This window comes from Celeribacter sp. (genome assembly GCF_048266405.1).
Taxonomy (GTDB): domain Bacteria; phylum Pseudomonadota; class Alphaproteobacteria; order Rhodobacterales; family Rhodobacteraceae; genus Celeribacter.
This window is the reverse complement of record NZ_JBLWZO010000002.1, coordinates 398,686-414,734: the sequence shown is the minus strand read 5'-3', so window position 1 is coordinate 414,734 and position 16,049 is coordinate 398,686. Positions and strand designations below refer to the sequence as shown.

The window sequence follows — 16,049 nt, the reverse complement described above, 5'->3', positions numbered from 1 at the left end:
TTTCTTCAATCTACGCTTTTACCTTGGATTGGTAAACAATTAGGGCACATTTAAGCGATTGTTTTCGAATACTTGACCAATACTCAGGAAGCCCATGCCCCGCGAGACATCAAGCCAAGAGATTCCAACTGGGCCGGGCCTTCATATTTCACCGAGACATCACCAAACAGATCGGGCCCTTCGACAATGGACTCGTAGTACTCTTGAAACGCGTTCGGGTTTCTAAAGTGCTGCTTTCGGGTCTTTTCTTCTGCGGATTTCTCAATGGCACAGGGCAGGAATTTTGTATGTAGCAACACGCCAGTCAGACGTGGATCAGAGGGGCCATCATACAACGCATTCAATTTGGGTGGCAGTAATGAATGCGTTGAATTGATATATGCGTAGCGCCAATTCCACTTTACCAATGGCAACTTATTCAACGTCGGACCTTGATTGGGGTTATCCGCAAAAAAGACCCGCTCGCGCACGCCCCCTTGAAGCCACAGGTTATCACGCGGTTTCTGACGTTGGGCATGGTAAGGACCGGGATCGAAATGCGTCAAAACCTCACGCGGATCTTGTCCTGCCTCATAGCTGACGGAGTTGATCGGCCCCTGCGGATAAAGATCCAACATGAATGCGCCCAACGCGGGAATTTGGTTTTGGTCCAAAAACAGACACAAATCACGCAGATTTCGGGTCTTAATGTCGGGGTAGACGAGTAATTCGTCGGCATCAACGGTCAGGCACCATTTGTCCTTTCCGTAATGCATCAAAAGCCACGTGGCCCAATCCATCCCAAAACGGGACGCCTTATAACTCGCCTGCGTCACCCAAAGCGATACATCGCGCTGCTGCGCCAGAAACGCCGTGGTTCCGTCATCGCTATCATTATCGACAATTAAGAAGTGACTCACACCAAGATCACGATAGTAGTCGAGAACAAAGGGAAGGCGCAGAGTCTCGTTGCGAACGACCATGATGCCAAGGATGGCATCACGCGCAATATCAGCGGTACGATTGGTAATAGACGTCAAATGGCGACGGGAGCGAAATGAACGCCAAATTAGATGGCGGCGCAATTGTCGTAATAAATAGGCTTGAAATAATTGCCTCATTTTACACGCCCTTCAATCTCCCGCCTGACGCTAACGGATCACTTTTCGTAGTGGCCAGTTTGGTGCCATTTCCATGCGTCCGCAATCATTTCAGCAAGGTTTGACCGCTTAGGCCTCCACCCCAATTCTGTCACCGCTCGCTCAGAGCCCGACACGAGCTTGGTGCAATCACCTGCGCGGCGCTCGCCCTCGACATAGGGCACCTCTTGGTTTGTGACGGCACGCGAATGATCAATCACCTCACGCACAGAAAACCCGTCACCCGTGCCAAGGTTAAACACGCGGCTCCCTTTGCCATCAAGCAACCATTTCAAACCCAACACATGCGCATCAACGAGATCGCAAACGTGAACATAGTCACGAATACAAGTGCCATCAGGGGTATCATAATCCGTCCCGAAAATGGTCAGCGCATCGCGCTTTCCCGCGATCGCGTCGAGCATCAGTGGGATCAAATGCGTTTCCGGCTGATGGAACTCCCCGATTTCGCCATCAGGATCACCGCCCGCGACATTGAAATAACGGAAGATAACGTGATTGAGGCCGAACGCTTGTTCAAAGTTGGCCAGAATATCCTCAACCGCTTTCTTGGACGCGCCATAGGAATTGATCGGAAGCTGAGTGCTGTTTTCATCCAACACCACATTGTCTTGATCGCCATAAGTCGCACAAGTCGACGAAAACACGAAGTTCTCGCATTTCGCAGCTGTCGCGGCCTCAATGAGCGTCAAAGACCCCATGACGTTATTGCGCCAATACTTGGCAGGGTCCTGCATGCTTTCTCCCACCTGAGAGAAAGCAGCGAAATGCATAACGGCAATGGGCGCATACTTTTCAAAAACAGCGTCCAACGCCGCACGATCCAAAAGGTCGCAATGTTCGAACGGACCAAACTTGACTGCGTCCCTCCAACCTGTCGACAAGTTGTCAACCGTTACAGGCGTAAACCCTGCATCGCGAAGCGCCTTACAGGCATGCGAGCCGATATAGCCCGCACCACCCGTTACAATTACATTTTGGGTCATGTGCTCTCTTTACTGTGCAGCCGAGCGGGCAAACGAAAGATCATCAAGAAAATCTTGGAGCTCTTCTCGCAAATCAGGACGTGAAAGGCCAAACGAAATAGTCGCCTGCAAGAAGCCCGCTTTGGACCCACAATCAAAACGTTGCCCAGAGAAACGATAGCCGTAGACGTTGCGACCTTCGGAAATTTCGTCGGCAATCGCATCGGTCAGTTGAATTTCGCCGCCCGCACCCGTCTTCTTTTTATTCAGGTTTTTCATAACATCAGGAGACAGAATGTACCGCCCAATGACAGCGAGATTCGAAGGCTCTTCACCAGCTGGCGGCTTTTCAACCATGCCCCGCACGGAAACAGCCGCACCCTGCTCTCCCTCAAAGTCAAGAACGCCATAGGATGACGCTTTCTCTTGAGGGACTTCCATCGCGGCAACCATAGACCCGCCGAGTTCCTCATGGGCCTCAACCATCTGCTGAAGACATGGTTTTTCTGCTGCGATCACGTCATCGGGAAGAACAACCGCAAACGGCTCTTTCGGCCCCAACAAACGGCGCGCGCACCACACAGCATGGCCTAGTCCAAGGGCCTTATGTTGGCGGATATAAGCGATTTCGCCGCTGTCCATATTGGTGTTTTTGAGGGCTGCAAGTAAGTCGTCTTTGCCCTTTTTACGCAACTCTTGCTCAAGAAACGGGGCATGATCAAAGTAGTCTTCCAAGGCGCCCTTGCCGCGCGAGGTTACAAAAATGAACTCTTTGATCCCTGCCGCACGCGCTTCGTCAATCGCGTATTGAATCAGCGGCCGATCAACGAGAGTCATGATCTCCTTTGGAACGGCTTTTGTTGCGGGAAGAAAACGGGTTCCGAGTCCAGCCACAGGAAAAATGGCCTTTGTTACCTTACGATTCATTACTGCTCCTTCGCCACATCACGGCGCATACAAAAGTTCGCCACCACAAATACACCGGAAACACTTATAGGTCAGTATCGGTCCAACAATAGGGGCAAAAATATTTGGGGTGTGTTAAAGTACCAACTGCGGTCGAAAACACAGCGACCCGCCCATTATTGGCGCAGCTTTAAAACAGACCTTCGCTATTCTGTTCCATTTTCCGTCAGGATTGATTCAATCCGTTCAATATCGGACGGATTATTCAACTCCCAAAACTGACGCCCTCGCGACTGCACTTTGACGCATTTAATTCGGTGACCGTTTTCGAGAAACCGCAATTGCTCCAATCCCTCGAGACGCTCCAACGGTCCCTCGGGCCATGACAAATAGTCCCGCAACGCCTCGGAGCGGTAGGCATAAACACCAACATGATGATGGACAGGCGTCGGATCGTTATCCGCAAACTCTGTCGTCGTCCGCGGCACGACTTCTTTTGAAAAATAAAGGGCATATTTCGCAGCGTCGAACACAACAGTCGTACCACCAACCCGGCCCGCTTTTCGATCATCCAAAAGCCCTTTGAGCGCCCGCCCGTCACATTGCAATACAGGTGTCGTCATGGAAACGCTTGCGTCAGACGCAATATCATCAATAAGCGCCTCAACAAACCAAGAGGGCGTAAGAGGCGCGTCGCCTTGGAAATTGATTACAACATCATAGGCATTCCCAAGCGTAGCATGAGCCTCTGCACACCGCTCTGTTCCATTTACACAGGTCGATGACGTCATAATCACCTCAGCGCCAAAGGCCTCGGCAGTCTCGCGAATACGTTTGTCATCTGTGGCCACGACCACGCGATCCACTCCACACACTGATGTCGCAGCCTCCCAACTACGTTGGATCAGGGACTTCTTCACGCCACCCCGCCCGACAAGCGCCACAAGCGGCTTGCCGGGATAACGCGTTGACGCGTAACGCGCCGGGATGACGAGAAGCGTCTTCATGATGCGGGCTTCAGATCAACACCTGGCGCATAGGCAATAAAGAACGGATTGGCGTAATCTTCCTTGCCGTAGGTGAGCGGCTCATGTGTATCGAAGCGCACGACATCACCGCCAGCCCCAAGCAACACCGCATGGCCTGCCGCAGTGTCCCATTCCATGGTGCGGCCGACGCGAGGGTAGATGTCAGCTTCACCTGTGGCAACAAGACAGAATTTAAGCGATGATCCTGCGGATTTGCTATCAGCCACATTGTATTTGTTGATGTAATCTTCGGTCGCTTGATCGCGATGCGACTTTGACGCCACTACGAGAAGCGCATCATTGTTGGGCGTCTTCACTGAAATTTTGTTCTGAACGCCTGCAACGTCGCGCGCAAACGGGCCAACTTCCTCATAGGATTTACCGCTTGCATCCGTGATAAACAAACGATCCTTCGCGGGAGCATAGACCACACCACGTTGCGGCACGCCCTTTTCAACGTAGGCGATGTTGACCGTGAAATCACCGCGCCGCTTGATAAACTCTTTGGTCCCATCAAGCGGGTCAACAATAAGGAAGGTGTCGGCTTTAAGCGTGTGGGATTGTGCCTGCTCTTCAGTAATCAATGTTACATCGGGAAAAGCGGCGCGAAGGCCCGCAGAAATGATGGCATCTGCCGCCTCATCCGCAATCGTCACAGGGCTATCATCGGACTTTGATTTTACCTCAAAATCATCAGAGTTATAAATCTCCATAATTTTGTCGCCCGCTTCGAGGGCAAGGCTGCGCATCAACGGGATAAGTTTTTCGTAGTCCAATGGTCACTCCTTGTGGGGCAAACACCCCAAGTTACGGGATCACGTGATACCGCTTTATTGATTGTACAACTTTTGCATCTTATGCTTCACCAAAGGTCAATCGGCAAGTCAGCCATGAGCCGCCACAAGCGCAAGGGTGCACAACGTGTTTAAATACTCTTCACAGCAAAACGGCTTTTCGGCGGCGCTGAATATCCTACGGCTTATTTTCCACAACACCGTCAGACATGTGCGGAAATCTCATGGTAGCCCCGTGATGAGTCTACTCATCAACATTTCTCAGGTCATCATCCTCGTCGCTGTCTTTTCCTTTATGATGAGTATCCTTGGCATGCGTCGAAGTGTCGTTCGGGGGGATTTCATCCTGTTCATCATGTCTGGGATTTTTCTCTTTTTGACGCATAACAAAACACTTTCCCAAGTCTCTGGCGCCGAAACCGCCACATCACCGATGATGCAACACGCGCCAATGAATACTGCGATTTCCATCACATCGGCAGCCCTCAGTGCGCTCTACATCCAGTTTCTATCTGTCGTTGTGGTCTTAACCGTCTACCAACTCGGTTGGGGGGGCGTTGAATTTCAATATCTCCCCGGAGCCTTTGGAATGTTCATGCTCGCTTGGTTTTCAGGCGCAGCAATCGGAACGGTGCTACTTGCCGCGAAACCTTGGGCTCCGGAATTGGTGAAAGTCATTCAAACGCTCTATACGCGCGCAAATATGTTCACCTCGGGAAAAATGTTTCTGGCCAATACAATGCCAGGCTTCATGCTGTCGTTTTTCCAATGGAACCCGCTTTTCCACACCATTGACCAAGCGCGTGGATACACATTTGTGAACTACAACCCGCACTACAGCTCACCAATCTATCCTATCGTTTTCTCGTTGGTGTTTCTGACCATTGGTCTTCTGGCCGAGTTCTTTACCCGCAAACGCGCCTCTGCCAGTTGGTCGGCACGGCGGTAGGTCAAGTCACAACCCGCATCGTCAAATTGATCCGACCTGCTTTTGGCAGGAGGCGGCATGACCCATATTTCACGCGATCAACCCCGTGATACAGCAGCCGTGCCGACCCGCCCATCACCACCACATCGCCCGATTGAAGCCAAATGCTCTCGGTTTTCCCGCCACGTGTGGTATTGCCAACCCGAAACAAGGCATCATCCCCAAGCGAGACCGAGACAACGGGTTGAGAGAAATCATTCTCGTCGCGATCTTGGTGCATCCCCATTTTGGCTTCTTGGTCATAGAAATTGATCAGGCAACATTCTGGCTGTCGCGCCGTATCCGCCACAGCATCCCATATCGCCAAAACGCGTGGAGGCATATTCGGCCACAACGCTCCGTTCGGATGCGTCTGGCTGTAGCGATACCCCTGTCGGTCAGACACCCAACCCAATTGTCCCGCTGACGTCATACGCACAGACATCGGCTTGCCTTGTGGCGTTACGGGCGAAAACAATGGGGCGGCGCGGATGACACCGCGTAAGTCCTCGACAATCCGCGACTGAAATGTCGGGGAAAGCAGCCCCTTAAACACCCGCATTCCCCGCAAATCGAACGGGGAACCGACCTGAATCTCGTCCATTTAACTGCGATCCTTCTGCAATGACTCCATTTTTCCCGTTTTTAGTAGCCCCGCGCAACTTGCAGGGGTCAAATCCCATGCCTATATACGCTCCGAAGCATTGATCGACCAATTATCGATCTTAAACATTGAACACTGGGATTGACCGCGGGCGCCGAAATGGGCCCAACGTCATAACATCGCCAAGAAGAGGACTTAAAAGTATGGCTAAAGTCATCGGTATCGACCTCGGGACCACCAACTCCTGCGTGGCCATCATGGATGGTTCGCAGCCGCGTGTCATCGAGAATTCAGAGGGCGCGCGCACAACGCCGTCCATCGTGGGTTTCACAGACAATGAACGTCTGGTCGGCCAAGCCGCCAAACGTCAGGCCGTCACCAACCCCGAGAACACTGTTTTCGCAGTTAAACGCCTCATTGGTCGCCGCATTGGCGACGCCGAAGTGGAAAAAGATAAAAACCTTGTGCCCTACGCAATCGTCGATGGCGGCAATGGTGACGCATGGGTTGAAGTGAAAGGCGACAAATATTCGCCCTCCCAAATCTCCGCGTTCATTCTCGGCAAAATGAAAGAGACTGCTGAGTCCTATCTTGGCGAAGAAGTAACTCAGGCCGTTATCACGGTTCCTGCTTACTTCAACGACGCCCAACGTCAGGCCACAAAAGATGCCGGCAAGATCGCTGGCCTCGAAGTGCTGCGTATCATCAACGAGCCTACGGCTGCGGCGCTGGCCTATGGTCTCGACAAAGAAGAAACCAAAACCATCGCGGTCTATGACCTCGGCGGCGGGACATTCGACGTCACCATTCTCGAACTGGGCGACGGCGTGTTTGAAGTTCAAGCCACCAACGGGGACACATTCCTCGGCGGTGAAGACTTCGACATGCGCATCGTCAACTATCTCGCTGACGCGTTCAAAAAGGAGCATGGCGTCGATCTGTCGAAAGACAAGATGGCTCTCCAACGCCTTAAAGAAGCCGCCGAGAAAGCTAAGATCGAACTGTCTTCCTCGACGCAAACCGAAATCAACCAGCCGTTCATCTCGATGGACCCTGCAACAGGCACGCCACTTCACCTCGTGGTCAAATTGACCCGTGCGAAGCTGGAAAGCCTCGTCAATGATCTGATCAAGAACTCGATCAAACCATGTCAGGCTGCTTTGAAAGACGCAGGTCTGTCCACATCCGACATCGACGAAGTTGTCCTTGTAGGTGGTATGACCCGTATGCCAAAAGTCATCGAAGAGGTGACAAAGTTCTTTGGTAAAGAGCCACACAAAGGCGTGAACCCTGACGAAGTTGTGGCGATGGGTGCAGCTATTCAGGCTGGCGTTCTTCAGGGCGACGTCAAAGACGTTCTCTTGCTCGACGTGACACCATTGTCCCTCGGCATCGAAACCCTCGGCGGCGTCTTCACACGCTTGATCGACCGCAACACCACGATCCCGACGAAAAAGTCTCAGGTCTTCTCGACCGCCGAAGACAACCAGTCGGCCGTGACCCTGCGCGTCTTCCAAGGTGAGCGTGAAATGGCTGCGGACAACAAGATGCTCGGCCAGTTCAACCTCGAAGGTATCCCACCAGCACCACGCGGCATGCCTCAGATCGAAGTGACCTTTGACATCAACGCCGACGGCATCGTCGAAGTTGGCGCCAAGGACAAAGGCACCGGCAAAGAGCAACGGATTACGATCCAAGCCTCTGGCGGTCTGTCCGACGCGGACATCGAGCAAATGGTGAAAGACGCCGAAGCCAACGCCGAGGCCGACAAAGAGCGCAAGGAACTTGTCGAAGCCAAGAACCAAGCGGAAAGCCTGATCCACTCGACTGAGAAGTCGATGGAAGAGCATGGTGACAAGGTTGATCCAACCACCATCGAGGCTATCGAGCTTGCTATCTCGGCTCTCAAGGACCAACTCGAAACCGAAGATGCGGGTAAAATCCGTTCTGGCATTCAGAACGTGACCGAAGCCGCAATGAAACTCGGCGAAGCCATCTACAAAGCCGATCAGGAATCCAGCGGTGACGCTGATGCCGACATGAGCGACGATGGTCCTGCAGGTGTTGACGACGATATCGTTGACGCTGACTTCGAAGACTTGGACGACAACAAGCGTTCATAAACGTTGATTGGGTCCGATCGGTCGGTCCGCTCCATGCGGGCCGACCATCGCGTTCCAGGAGGATTAGTCCATGGCAAAACGCGACTATTATGAAGTCCTCGGCGTCAGCAAAGGCGCGGATGCAAGTGAAGTGAAAAGAGCCTATCGCAAAAAGGCAATGGAATTTCACCCTGACCGCAACGCCGACAATCCCGAGGCTGAAGCAAAGTTTAAAGAGGCCAACGAGGCCTACGACATACTCAAAGACCCCGAAAAGAAAGCCGCCTATGATCGGTTCGGTCATGCGGCCTTCGAACAAGGCGGCATGGGTGGCGGCGGACGTGGTGGTTTCGGCGGCCACGGACAAGGCGACTTTTCATCCGCCTTCTCCGATGTGTTCGACGATCTCTTTGGCGACTTTATGGGTGACCAACAACGCGGCGGCGGACGATCTCGCGCACAACGCGGGTCCGACCTGCGCTACAACATGCGTGTGTCCCTTGAGGACGCCTACACAGGCACTCAGAAGACCATCAGCGTCCCGACCTCCGTCAGCTGCAATACCTGCTCTGGGACGGGCGCTGCGAACGGCGCTGAGCCTCAAACCTGTCCCTCGTGCTCGGGCATGGGGAAAGTGCGGGCACAGCAAGGCTTCTTTACCGTCGAACGCACCTGTCCTGCCTGTGGCGGCATGGGTCAAACGATCAAAGATCCTTGCAAGGATTGTCACGGTTCGGGCCGTGTTGAAAAAGAGCGTTCCCTGTCCGTCAATATCCCTGCGGGTGTTGAAACAGGCACGCGCATTCGTCTCTCTGGAGAGGGCGAAGCAGGTCTGCGCGGCGGTCCAACCGGTGATCTTTACATTTTCATCGAAGTCCAACCGCACCCGATCTTTGAACGCGACGGAATGCACCTTCACTGCGCTGTCCCCGTATCAATGGCAACTGCGGCATTAGGGGGCGACATCGAAGTGCCATCCATTGACGGTGGTCGAAGCCGTGTCAAAATCCCTGCGGGCAGCCAATCTGGTCGCCAGATGCGTTTGCGCGGCAAAGGGATGCCGATGCTGCGCGGCGCAGGCCAAGGCGACATGTTCATCGAACTTGGGGTAGAGACGCCTGTGAACCTGTCGGCCAAGCAAAAGGAACTCCTGCGCGAGTTCGACAAACTCGGCGAAGATAACAGTCCCGAAAGCTCCTCATTCTTCAAGAAAGTGAAGAGCTTCTGGGACGGGATGACCCACTAGACATTTGAAACGGGGCGCTTTGGTGCCCCGTTTGTCTTCAAACAGGGTGGACGGAGATTCAAAGCCGTTACCACTCTAATTCGCAATTAACTCAAAATTTAGCGAATCATGGCCAAATATGCGCCATGTCCAAAATATCAAACGCACCCGAATTCCGCGAAATGCCACAATGGCTTTTTGATCTCGACGATGCCCGTCCGGTTCAGATGCCCACGCGCCTTCCTAGCTTTTTGCGCAATCACAAACGGGATCTCCGAGATCGCTTTGCCTTGGCGGGCGCGGTTGCGTTGCAGGATTCCGACCTTCTCGAACTGATTATCAGTCGCGCACTACCTCGCGCGGATGTGTCGCCCTTGGTCGAACGGTTGTTGCTCACCTTCGGGGATTACAACAGCGTCATATCCGCACCTGTTGCGCGCCTACTCAAAGTAGACGGAATGGATATGGAAATTGCCCAAGACCTAAAACTCATCGAGGCAAGCGCACACCGTTTGGCGCGGGCGCGAGTCATGGAACAACCCGTCATTTCAAGTTGGGATGCCGTTGTTGATTACTGTCATACCATGTTGGCCCATAGCGAGATCGAACAATTCCACGTGCTTTACCTCGACCGCAAGAACCGTCTGCTTGCAGACGAAGCCCTAGCACGCGGCACCGTCGATCACGTACCAGTCTATCCCCGCGAAGTGGTCAAGCGAGCGCTCGAAGTCAATGCCTCTGCGCTCATTTTGGTCCACAATCATCCCTCAGGTGATCCCACCCCATCCGATGCCGATATCACTATGACCAATCAGATCCGCGATGCCGCAGAAACGATGGACATCAAACTGCACGATCATTTAATCGTAGGAAAATCTACGGAACTCAGTTTCCGCTCTGCGGGCTATCTCTAGAGGCCCAATACGGCGTTAGTCGCGGACCCAAACCTCGACACGACGGTTTAGACCCCGTCCCCACGCCAGATCATCACAGGCCAATGGCATGGCCTCGCCCGCACCAATCGTCGTAAGGCTTACACGGGAGTCGTCGAACTCATCCCCCATCCCTTCGAGAACAGCACGGCGCACCGAATCGGCACGCCTCTTGGACAGGCTGGCGTTCGGCCCGGCGCCTCCGCGCCCATCAGAAAACCCCGCAAAAATGAGCGTTTTCCCGTCATACACACCCGCTTCCAATAACCGCGCCAACAACCGCGTATTTGAACGGGATTGCGCATCCAAACGCGTCGACCCTCCCTCAAACCGGAAACCAAGGGTCAGACGATTTGCTCCTTGAAGGTGGGTTGTTACGGCTTGCAAATCCTCAAGCGAAACTTCCTCGCCCGCGCTTGCAATCCCGTTGGCAAACCGACGCCCTTGATCACGGAAAGATAACTCTTCAACGGATTGATCCACAAACTGTGTCCGCGCTACAATGACCTGAGCCGCGGGTGAAGTTGCAAAATCTATGAACTCCCGCGCCACCGCAGGCAGCCGACGTGCAGGCGTATACAGAAAGACAGGCAGGGTTAGCGGGTAATCCTCGGTCTTGATATCCACAGGCGCGACAGTCGCGAAGAACCCACAAGCACCTGTTAGCCCGAGCGTTTTCACCGCCCCGCCAGCCGAAACGAACCCCAGTCCAATCGCATATGGGTCTGCCTCTACAGCGGCAACTACACTCGTAACATCCTCATGAATCACAACATCATTTGAAAACTCGGAACGTTTCGGAAGCAGTTCAAACCCACCATGTTCCGATTCAAAATCACTCCCGCGAACATGCACGGCTATCGGCGCATCATTTCCGTGAATGTCGGACCAGTTGTCCACCTTACCCGTCAGAATGGACCTCAAATCCGATAGAGAAATGGAATCCAAGGGATTGGAGCGCGACACCAATGGGGCAAGCGCATCAAGCGCCAACACCCGTGCCCGTATTGGGTCGCGCAAATCACCGACACCCGCATCAATGGCAAAGCCGACTTCCGCATCTGTGGCCTCGCGCAACGCCACAACAATGTCTGTGTTCTCTGAAGCAAGATCCGCAAAACCTTCGCCATCCGACGTATAGAGAAGATCAAACTCGGCCATAACCGTGTCACCCGCCAGCATCGTCACCCGCTGTCCATTATCCAGAGGCTCGATTTTCGTTGCGTAATTACTGCGCGCTGCAAAGGACTGGACCAATGCGGACAATAACCCGTCCACAGCCCATGGATCGCCCGAAAACCTAATGTTCGCGAAGTATGATGATAGGTCAGGACATCCGGGGCCATCACAATTCACACCCGAGGCGTCAACAGTCAGAACGCCAAACTCGGTGTCGACGCGGTAAAACTCGCCGTCAAACCCCAAGAACGTCCCGTTGATTTCAACTGCCCCGTCTCGCGCGATCAGAGATATATCCTGTGCGCTCGCTGAAAGGACTCCCGAAAACAGGATCAGGAAAACCGCACAAAGTGCAGAATAGAATTTACCGAACATAGAGCCACGCCCCACAAATGCTCCAACCTGCCGGTCAGCTTTGTGAGAGTGTCAGGCCTTCGACAACGTTTTTCAACTGGATATACCCGCCGACCGCATCACAATCTGGCAACTGCACCGAAAATCCCACAGGTTCGGAAACAGTCAGACCGTCACTTTGGATGAGAGCACCCGTTAGCGCCTGACCACAGGACGCATCACTGACCTCAACCTCGACCATGAACTCCACATCGTCGCCTTGTCCGGTCCAATCCACAGCGTGTGAGTAGACCTGTGCATGCGTCGCCTGTGCATTGCTACTTCCATAGCTTGCTAGAAATCCACTCTCGCCCGATGAAAACCGTTCAAGAGAGGATGGAGCCAACGCCCAAATATGCCCCGGATCATCAAATGCAGCGCCATTTTCAAAGGCGTGCAGATAGAGGTCAGGTGAACCATTCCAAACGATTGCGATCCGCGCAAACCCGTCGGCGGTGAACACATCGGCTCTTGCCGTTTGCGTATCTCCATCAGGCAATTCAACCGTATAGTCTGCGGATTTTGACAAGGCAGGAACAGCTATGTCAAACGTCCCGTCTTCATCTGTAAACTGTGTAAAGTGAAGACCATTGTGGTGAACCGTCACTGGAGCTTCACCCAAACAATTCGCAGAAAAACTCAGTCGGACCATAGCGTTCTCTTGTGGTGTCGCTTCAAATGCAACGTCACATGCCAACGAAAAACCCACAGTTGGCGCATCGGAGAGGGTCAAAACACGATCTAAAAGAGTGGAATTTGCCGCCGCATATACAAGTGGCACGGATTGGTTCTCAAGCGCCAATGACGACACATCTGCTACCACTTGCGGCGCAATTGGAAGTGCGGAACTCAGAGCCCGCTCGATCTCATGCGCGTCTACCTTCTCAGGCTCAATACGGGCCGCCGCTGCGGAGCCGCGCTGCATAAAATGACCTATAGCCAGAGCAATCGACAACGTAATAACGACGGTGGCGACTTTATCTTTTTGAATCATCTTACCCTCCGCAAGAACTTCATAAAAATTTAAGCTAATTTTATAAGGTGGCATTTTCGCGGGTAATAAATGGCGAAAAAAGGGCCGCGATTAACGCGGCCCTCATTCAATTCAATCTTCGACGTGTATCAAACGGCGCCGTGGCAGTGTTTAAACTTCTTACCCGAACCACATGGGCACATGTCATTGCGCCCCGGGTTTCCCCAAGTCTCGGGATCATTCTCATCAAATCCAGGGCGAGCGTTCGCGTTAGTTTGCTCCACCTCACCCACAGCCTGACCTGCTGCGGCCGCTTGTTGCGCCTGAAGTTGAGCCACCATCGCGTTGCGTTCCTCATCTGTCATCGGACGCACACGTGCGAGTTTTGTCGTCACTTCACCGCGCAGACTATCAAGCATTGTCTCGAAAAGCTGGAAGCTCTCGTTCTTGTATTCATTCAAAGGATCACGTTGCGCATAGCCTCTGAACCCGATCACAGAACGCAAATGTTCGAGCGTCAAAAGATGCTCTCGCCATTTCGCATCAATGGTATTGAGCAAAAACTGCTTTTCGATCTGACGGAATTGCTCGGCGCCAAAGGCCGCTTCCTTTTCGGCCATCATCTTGTCAGTCGCATCGGACAGACGTTCGATAATAACCTCGTCATCCACACCCTCTTCTTCAGCCCATTCCTTCACTGGAACATCCATGTTCAGAGTTTCAAGAACGGAAACGTAAAGCTTTTCAATGTCCCACTGGTCTGGATAGGATTTCGGCGGAATAGCGGCCTCAACCAAATCGTCGATCACTTCGTGGCGCATATCTGAGACGATCTCGTTGACGTTCTCAGATTCCATGATATCGCGGCGCTGTGAGAAGACCACTTTACGCTGATCGTTCATCACGTCGTCAAACTTCAAAAGCTGCTTACGGATGTCGAAGTTACGGCCTTCGACCTTCGCTTGTGCTTTTTCGAGTGACTTGTTCACCCAAGGGTGGACGATCGCTTCGCCCTCTTTCATGCCAAGCGACGACAACATTTTGTCAAGACGCTCGGATCCGAAAATACGCATGAGGTCATCGTCCAGCGACAAGAAGAACAATGAACGGCCCGGATCGCCCTGACGGCCAGAACGGCCGCGCAACTGGTTGTCGATACGACGGCTCTCATGACGTTCCGTGGCCAAGACATACAGGCCACCAGCCTCGATAACAGCCTTTTCTGCCTCTGCATGTTCAGCTTCGATTTGAGCGCGAATTTCATCCGGATTTCCGTCCGGATTGGCTTCAATAGCCTCCATGACCTTCATCTCGACGTTGCCGCCGAGTTTGATATCGGTCCCACGACCGGCCATGTTCGTTGCAATCGTAACCGCACCCAATTTACCGGCATCACCGACAATTTCCGCTTCTTTCTCGTGATGGCGTGCATTGAGCACGTTGTGCGGCACACCCTCTTTGGTCAGAAGCGCGGAGAGCTCTTCGGATTTCTCAATCGAGGTAGTGCCAACAAGAACAGGCTGACCCTTTGCATTCGCCTCACGAACAGACTCCACAACAGCGGCGAGCTTTTCAGCCTCGGTGCGATAGACACGGTCATGATCATCTTTACGCAGAATCGGGCGGTTGGTTGGGACTTCAACCACACCCAATTTGTAAATCTCCATAAACTCGTCCGCTTCAGTCAGCGCCGTGCCCGTCATGCCAGACAATTTGTCGTAAAGACGGAAGTAGTTCTGGAAGGTCACAGATGCGAGCGTGACGTTTTCAGGCTGAATGGGGCAGCCTTCCTTAGCTTCAATCGCCTGATGGAGCCCTTCGGACAAACGGCGACCTGCCATCATCCGCCCCGTGAATTCGTCAATCAAAGCAACCTGATTATCACGCACGATGTAATGCACACCGTTCTGGAACAACTTATGAGCCCGCAGACCTTGGTTCACGTGGTGAACGACAGTGGTGCTTTCCGGATCATAAAGCGACTGACCCTCAGGCAGAAGGCCCGCCGTGACCAAACGCTGCTCAAGGAATTCATTCCCCTCTTCCGTAAACGACACCTGACGGGTCTTTTCGTCCAACTCGTAATGCTCTTCCGTCAGTTCGGGAATCAGCTTGTCGATCGCCAGATAAAGATCAGAGCGATCATCGGATGGCCCAGAAATGATCAGTGGCGTACGAGCCTCGTCGATCAGGATGGAATCCACCTCATCCACAATCGCGAAGTTGTGACCGCGCTGCACAACGCGTGACAAATCCGTTGCGCTATTGTCGCGCAAATAATCAAAGCCAAGCTCGTTGTTCGTGGCATAAGTCACGTCACACGCATAGGCCGCCCGCTTTTCATCTTCGGGCTGTTGACCATAAATAGACGCACAGGTCATGCCCAGTGCTTCAAACACTTTAGACATCCATTCCGCATCGCGGGTGGCGAGGTAATCGTTCACCGTGACAACGTGAACCCCTTTTCCCGTAAGCGCATTGAGATAGGACGGGAAAGTCGCAACAAGCGTTTTGCCCTCACCCGTTTTCATCTCGGCAATATTTCCCTGATGAAGGAAAATACCGCCCATCAGCTGGGTATCAAATGCCCGAAGGCCAAGCGCCCGCCGCGCGGCTTCGCGACAGTTGGCGAAGGCCTCCGGCAATATCGCGTCTAGGCTTTCGCCCTCCGCGACACGCTTTTTAAATTCTTCTGTTTTTGCAATCAGGCCTGCATCGTCAAGTTTTTCAAACTCTGGCTCCAGAGCGTTGATTTTTTCAACGATAGGTCGGGTCGCCTTGATTTTACGGTCATTCGGCGTACCGAATACCTTTTTCGCGAGTGTACCAATGCCTAGCATAT

Annotated in this window: 13 protein-coding genes; 4 read left to right on the top strand and 9 right to left on the bottom strand. The window is 53.1% G+C overall.

Annotation, left to right across the window (positions count from 1 at the left end; genetic code table 11):
* Positions 1–83: 83 nt before the first annotated feature.
* The 5 genes from ACN0TS_RS06820 to cysQ all read right to left on the bottom strand — a co-directional run bounded on the left by ACN0TS_RS06820 (position 84) and on the right by cysQ (position 4,814).
* Entirely contained in the window at positions 84–1,019 is a 936-nt protein-coding gene (locus tag ACN0TS_RS06820; protein ID WP_417258585.1) for a glycosyltransferase family 2 protein, read from the bottom strand.
* Positions 1,020–1,138: 119 nt separating this feature from the next.
* Complete coding sequence (galE, locus tag ACN0TS_RS06815; RefSeq protein ID WP_417258584.1) at positions 1,139–2,125, bottom strand: UDP-glucose 4-epimerase GalE; 987 nt, start codon at positions 2,123–2,125, stop codon at positions 1,139–1,141.
* Positions 2,126–2,134: 9 nt separating this feature from the next.
* A complete protein-coding gene (locus ACN0TS_RS06810) occupies positions 2,135–3,031 on the bottom strand; it encodes a UTP--glucose-1-phosphate uridylyltransferase (RefSeq protein WP_417258583.1) in 897 nt (298 codons plus the stop codon).
* 185 nt (positions 3,032–3,216) lie between these two features.
* Positions 3,217–4,017 (bottom strand): 3-deoxy-manno-octulosonate cytidylyltransferase, encoded by an 801-nt coding sequence (gene kdsB / locus ACN0TS_RS06805; RefSeq protein WP_417258582.1) that lies wholly within the window; start codon positions 4,015–4,017, stop codon positions 3,217–3,219.
* A complete protein-coding gene (gene cysQ, locus ACN0TS_RS06800) occupies positions 4,014–4,814 on the bottom strand; it encodes a 3'(2'),5'-bisphosphate nucleotidase CysQ (protein WP_417258581.1) in 801 nt (266 codons plus the stop codon). Before cysQ ends, kdsB begins: the two co-directional genes overlap by 4 nt.
* A 145-nt stretch (positions 4,815–4,959) precedes the next feature.
* On the opposite strand from cysQ, the gene ACN0TS_RS06795 reads away from it, so the two are divergent.
* The gene (locus ACN0TS_RS06795; protein WP_417258580.1) at positions 4,960–5,781 is read left to right on the top strand and encodes an ABC transporter permease; all 822 of its coding nucleotides are present in this window, start codon (positions 4,960–4,962) and stop codon (positions 5,779–5,781) included.
* A 1-nt stretch (position 5,782) separates the two neighbouring features.
* Here ACN0TS_RS06795 and ACN0TS_RS06790 read toward each other — a convergent pair whose 3' ends face one another.
* Positions 5,783–6,403, bottom strand: coding sequence for an alpha-ketoglutarate-dependent dioxygenase AlkB family protein (locus ACN0TS_RS06790; RefSeq protein ID WP_417258579.1), 621 nt, complete (start codon positions 6,401–6,403; stop codon positions 5,783–5,785).
* A 203-nt stretch (positions 6,404–6,606) separates the two neighbouring features.
* Between ACN0TS_RS06790 and dnaK the strand changes: the two genes are divergently transcribed.
* The 3 genes from dnaK to radC all read left to right on the top strand — a co-directional run bounded on the left by dnaK (position 6,607) and on the right by radC (position 10,644).
* Entirely contained in the window at positions 6,607–8,526 is a 1,920-nt protein-coding gene (gene dnaK, locus ACN0TS_RS06785) for a molecular chaperone DnaK (RefSeq protein WP_417258578.1), read from the top strand.
* Between the two features lie 70 nt (positions 8,527–8,596).
* The gene (dnaJ, locus tag ACN0TS_RS06780) at positions 8,597–9,751 is read left to right on the top strand and encodes a molecular chaperone DnaJ (RefSeq protein ID WP_417258577.1); all 1,155 of its coding nucleotides are present in this window, start codon (positions 8,597–8,599) and stop codon (positions 9,749–9,751) included.
* A gap of 134 nt (positions 9,752–9,885) precedes the next feature.
* Positions 9,886–10,644, top strand: coding sequence for a RadC family protein (gene radC / locus ACN0TS_RS06775; RefSeq protein ID WP_417258741.1), 759 nt, complete (start codon positions 9,886–9,888; stop codon positions 10,642–10,644).
* A gap of 15 nt (positions 10,645–10,659) precedes the next feature.
* On the opposite strand, the gene ACN0TS_RS06770 is transcribed toward radC, so the two are convergent.
* The 3 genes from ACN0TS_RS06770 to secA all read right to left on the bottom strand — a co-directional run bounded on the left by ACN0TS_RS06770 (position 10,660) and on the right by secA (position 16,047).
* Positions 10,660–12,216 carry a phosphate ABC transporter substrate-binding/OmpA family protein gene (locus ACN0TS_RS06770; protein ID WP_417258576.1) on the bottom strand — a complete coding sequence of 519 codons (1,557 nt, stop codon included), beginning with the start codon at positions 12,214–12,216 and terminating at the stop codon, positions 10,660–10,662.
* 34 nt (positions 12,217–12,250) lie between these two features.
* A complete protein-coding gene (locus ACN0TS_RS06765; protein ID WP_417258575.1) occupies positions 12,251–13,228 on the bottom strand; it encodes a hypothetical protein in 978 nt (325 codons plus the stop codon).
* Positions 13,229–13,356: 128 nt separating this feature from the next.
* Positions 13,357–16,047 carry a preprotein translocase subunit SecA gene (gene secA, locus ACN0TS_RS06760; protein WP_417258574.1) on the bottom strand — a complete coding sequence of 897 codons (2,691 nt, stop codon included), beginning with the start codon at positions 16,045–16,047 and terminating at the stop codon, positions 13,357–13,359.
* Positions 16,048–16,049 lie beyond the last annotated feature (2 nt).

Coding starts and splice junctions, on each gene's coding strand:
- galE (WP_417258584.1), bottom strand. CDS start 2,125: ATGACCCAAAATGTAATTGTAACGGGTGGTGCGGGCTATATCGGCTCG.
- ACN0TS_RS06810 (WP_417258583.1), bottom strand. CDS start 3,031: ATGAATCGTAAGGTAACAAAGGCCATTTTTCCTGTGGCTGGACTCGGA.
- kdsB (WP_417258582.1), bottom strand. CDS start 4,017: ATGAAGACGCTTCTCGTCATCCCGGCGCGTTACGCGTCAACGCGTTAT.
- ACN0TS_RS06790 (WP_417258579.1), bottom strand. CDS start 6,403: ATGGACGAGATTCAGGTCGGTTCCCCGTTCGATTTGCGGGGAATGCGG.
- dnaK (WP_417258578.1), top strand. CDS start 6,607: ATGGCTAAAGTCATCGGTATCGACCTCGGGACCACCAACTCCTGCGTG.
- dnaJ (WP_417258577.1), top strand. CDS start 8,597: ATGGCAAAACGCGACTATTATGAAGTCCTCGGCGTCAGCAAAGGCGCG.
- ACN0TS_RS06770 (WP_417258576.1), bottom strand. CDS start 12,216: ATGTTCGGTAAATTCTATTCTGCACTTTGTGCGGTTTTCCTGATCCTG.
- ACN0TS_RS06765 (WP_417258575.1), bottom strand. CDS start 13,228: ATGATTCAAAAAGATAAAGTCGCCACCGTCGTTATTACGTTGTCGATT.
- secA (WP_417258574.1), bottom strand. CDS start 16,047: ATGCTAGGCATTGGTACACTCGCGAAAAAGGTATTCGGTACGCCGAAT.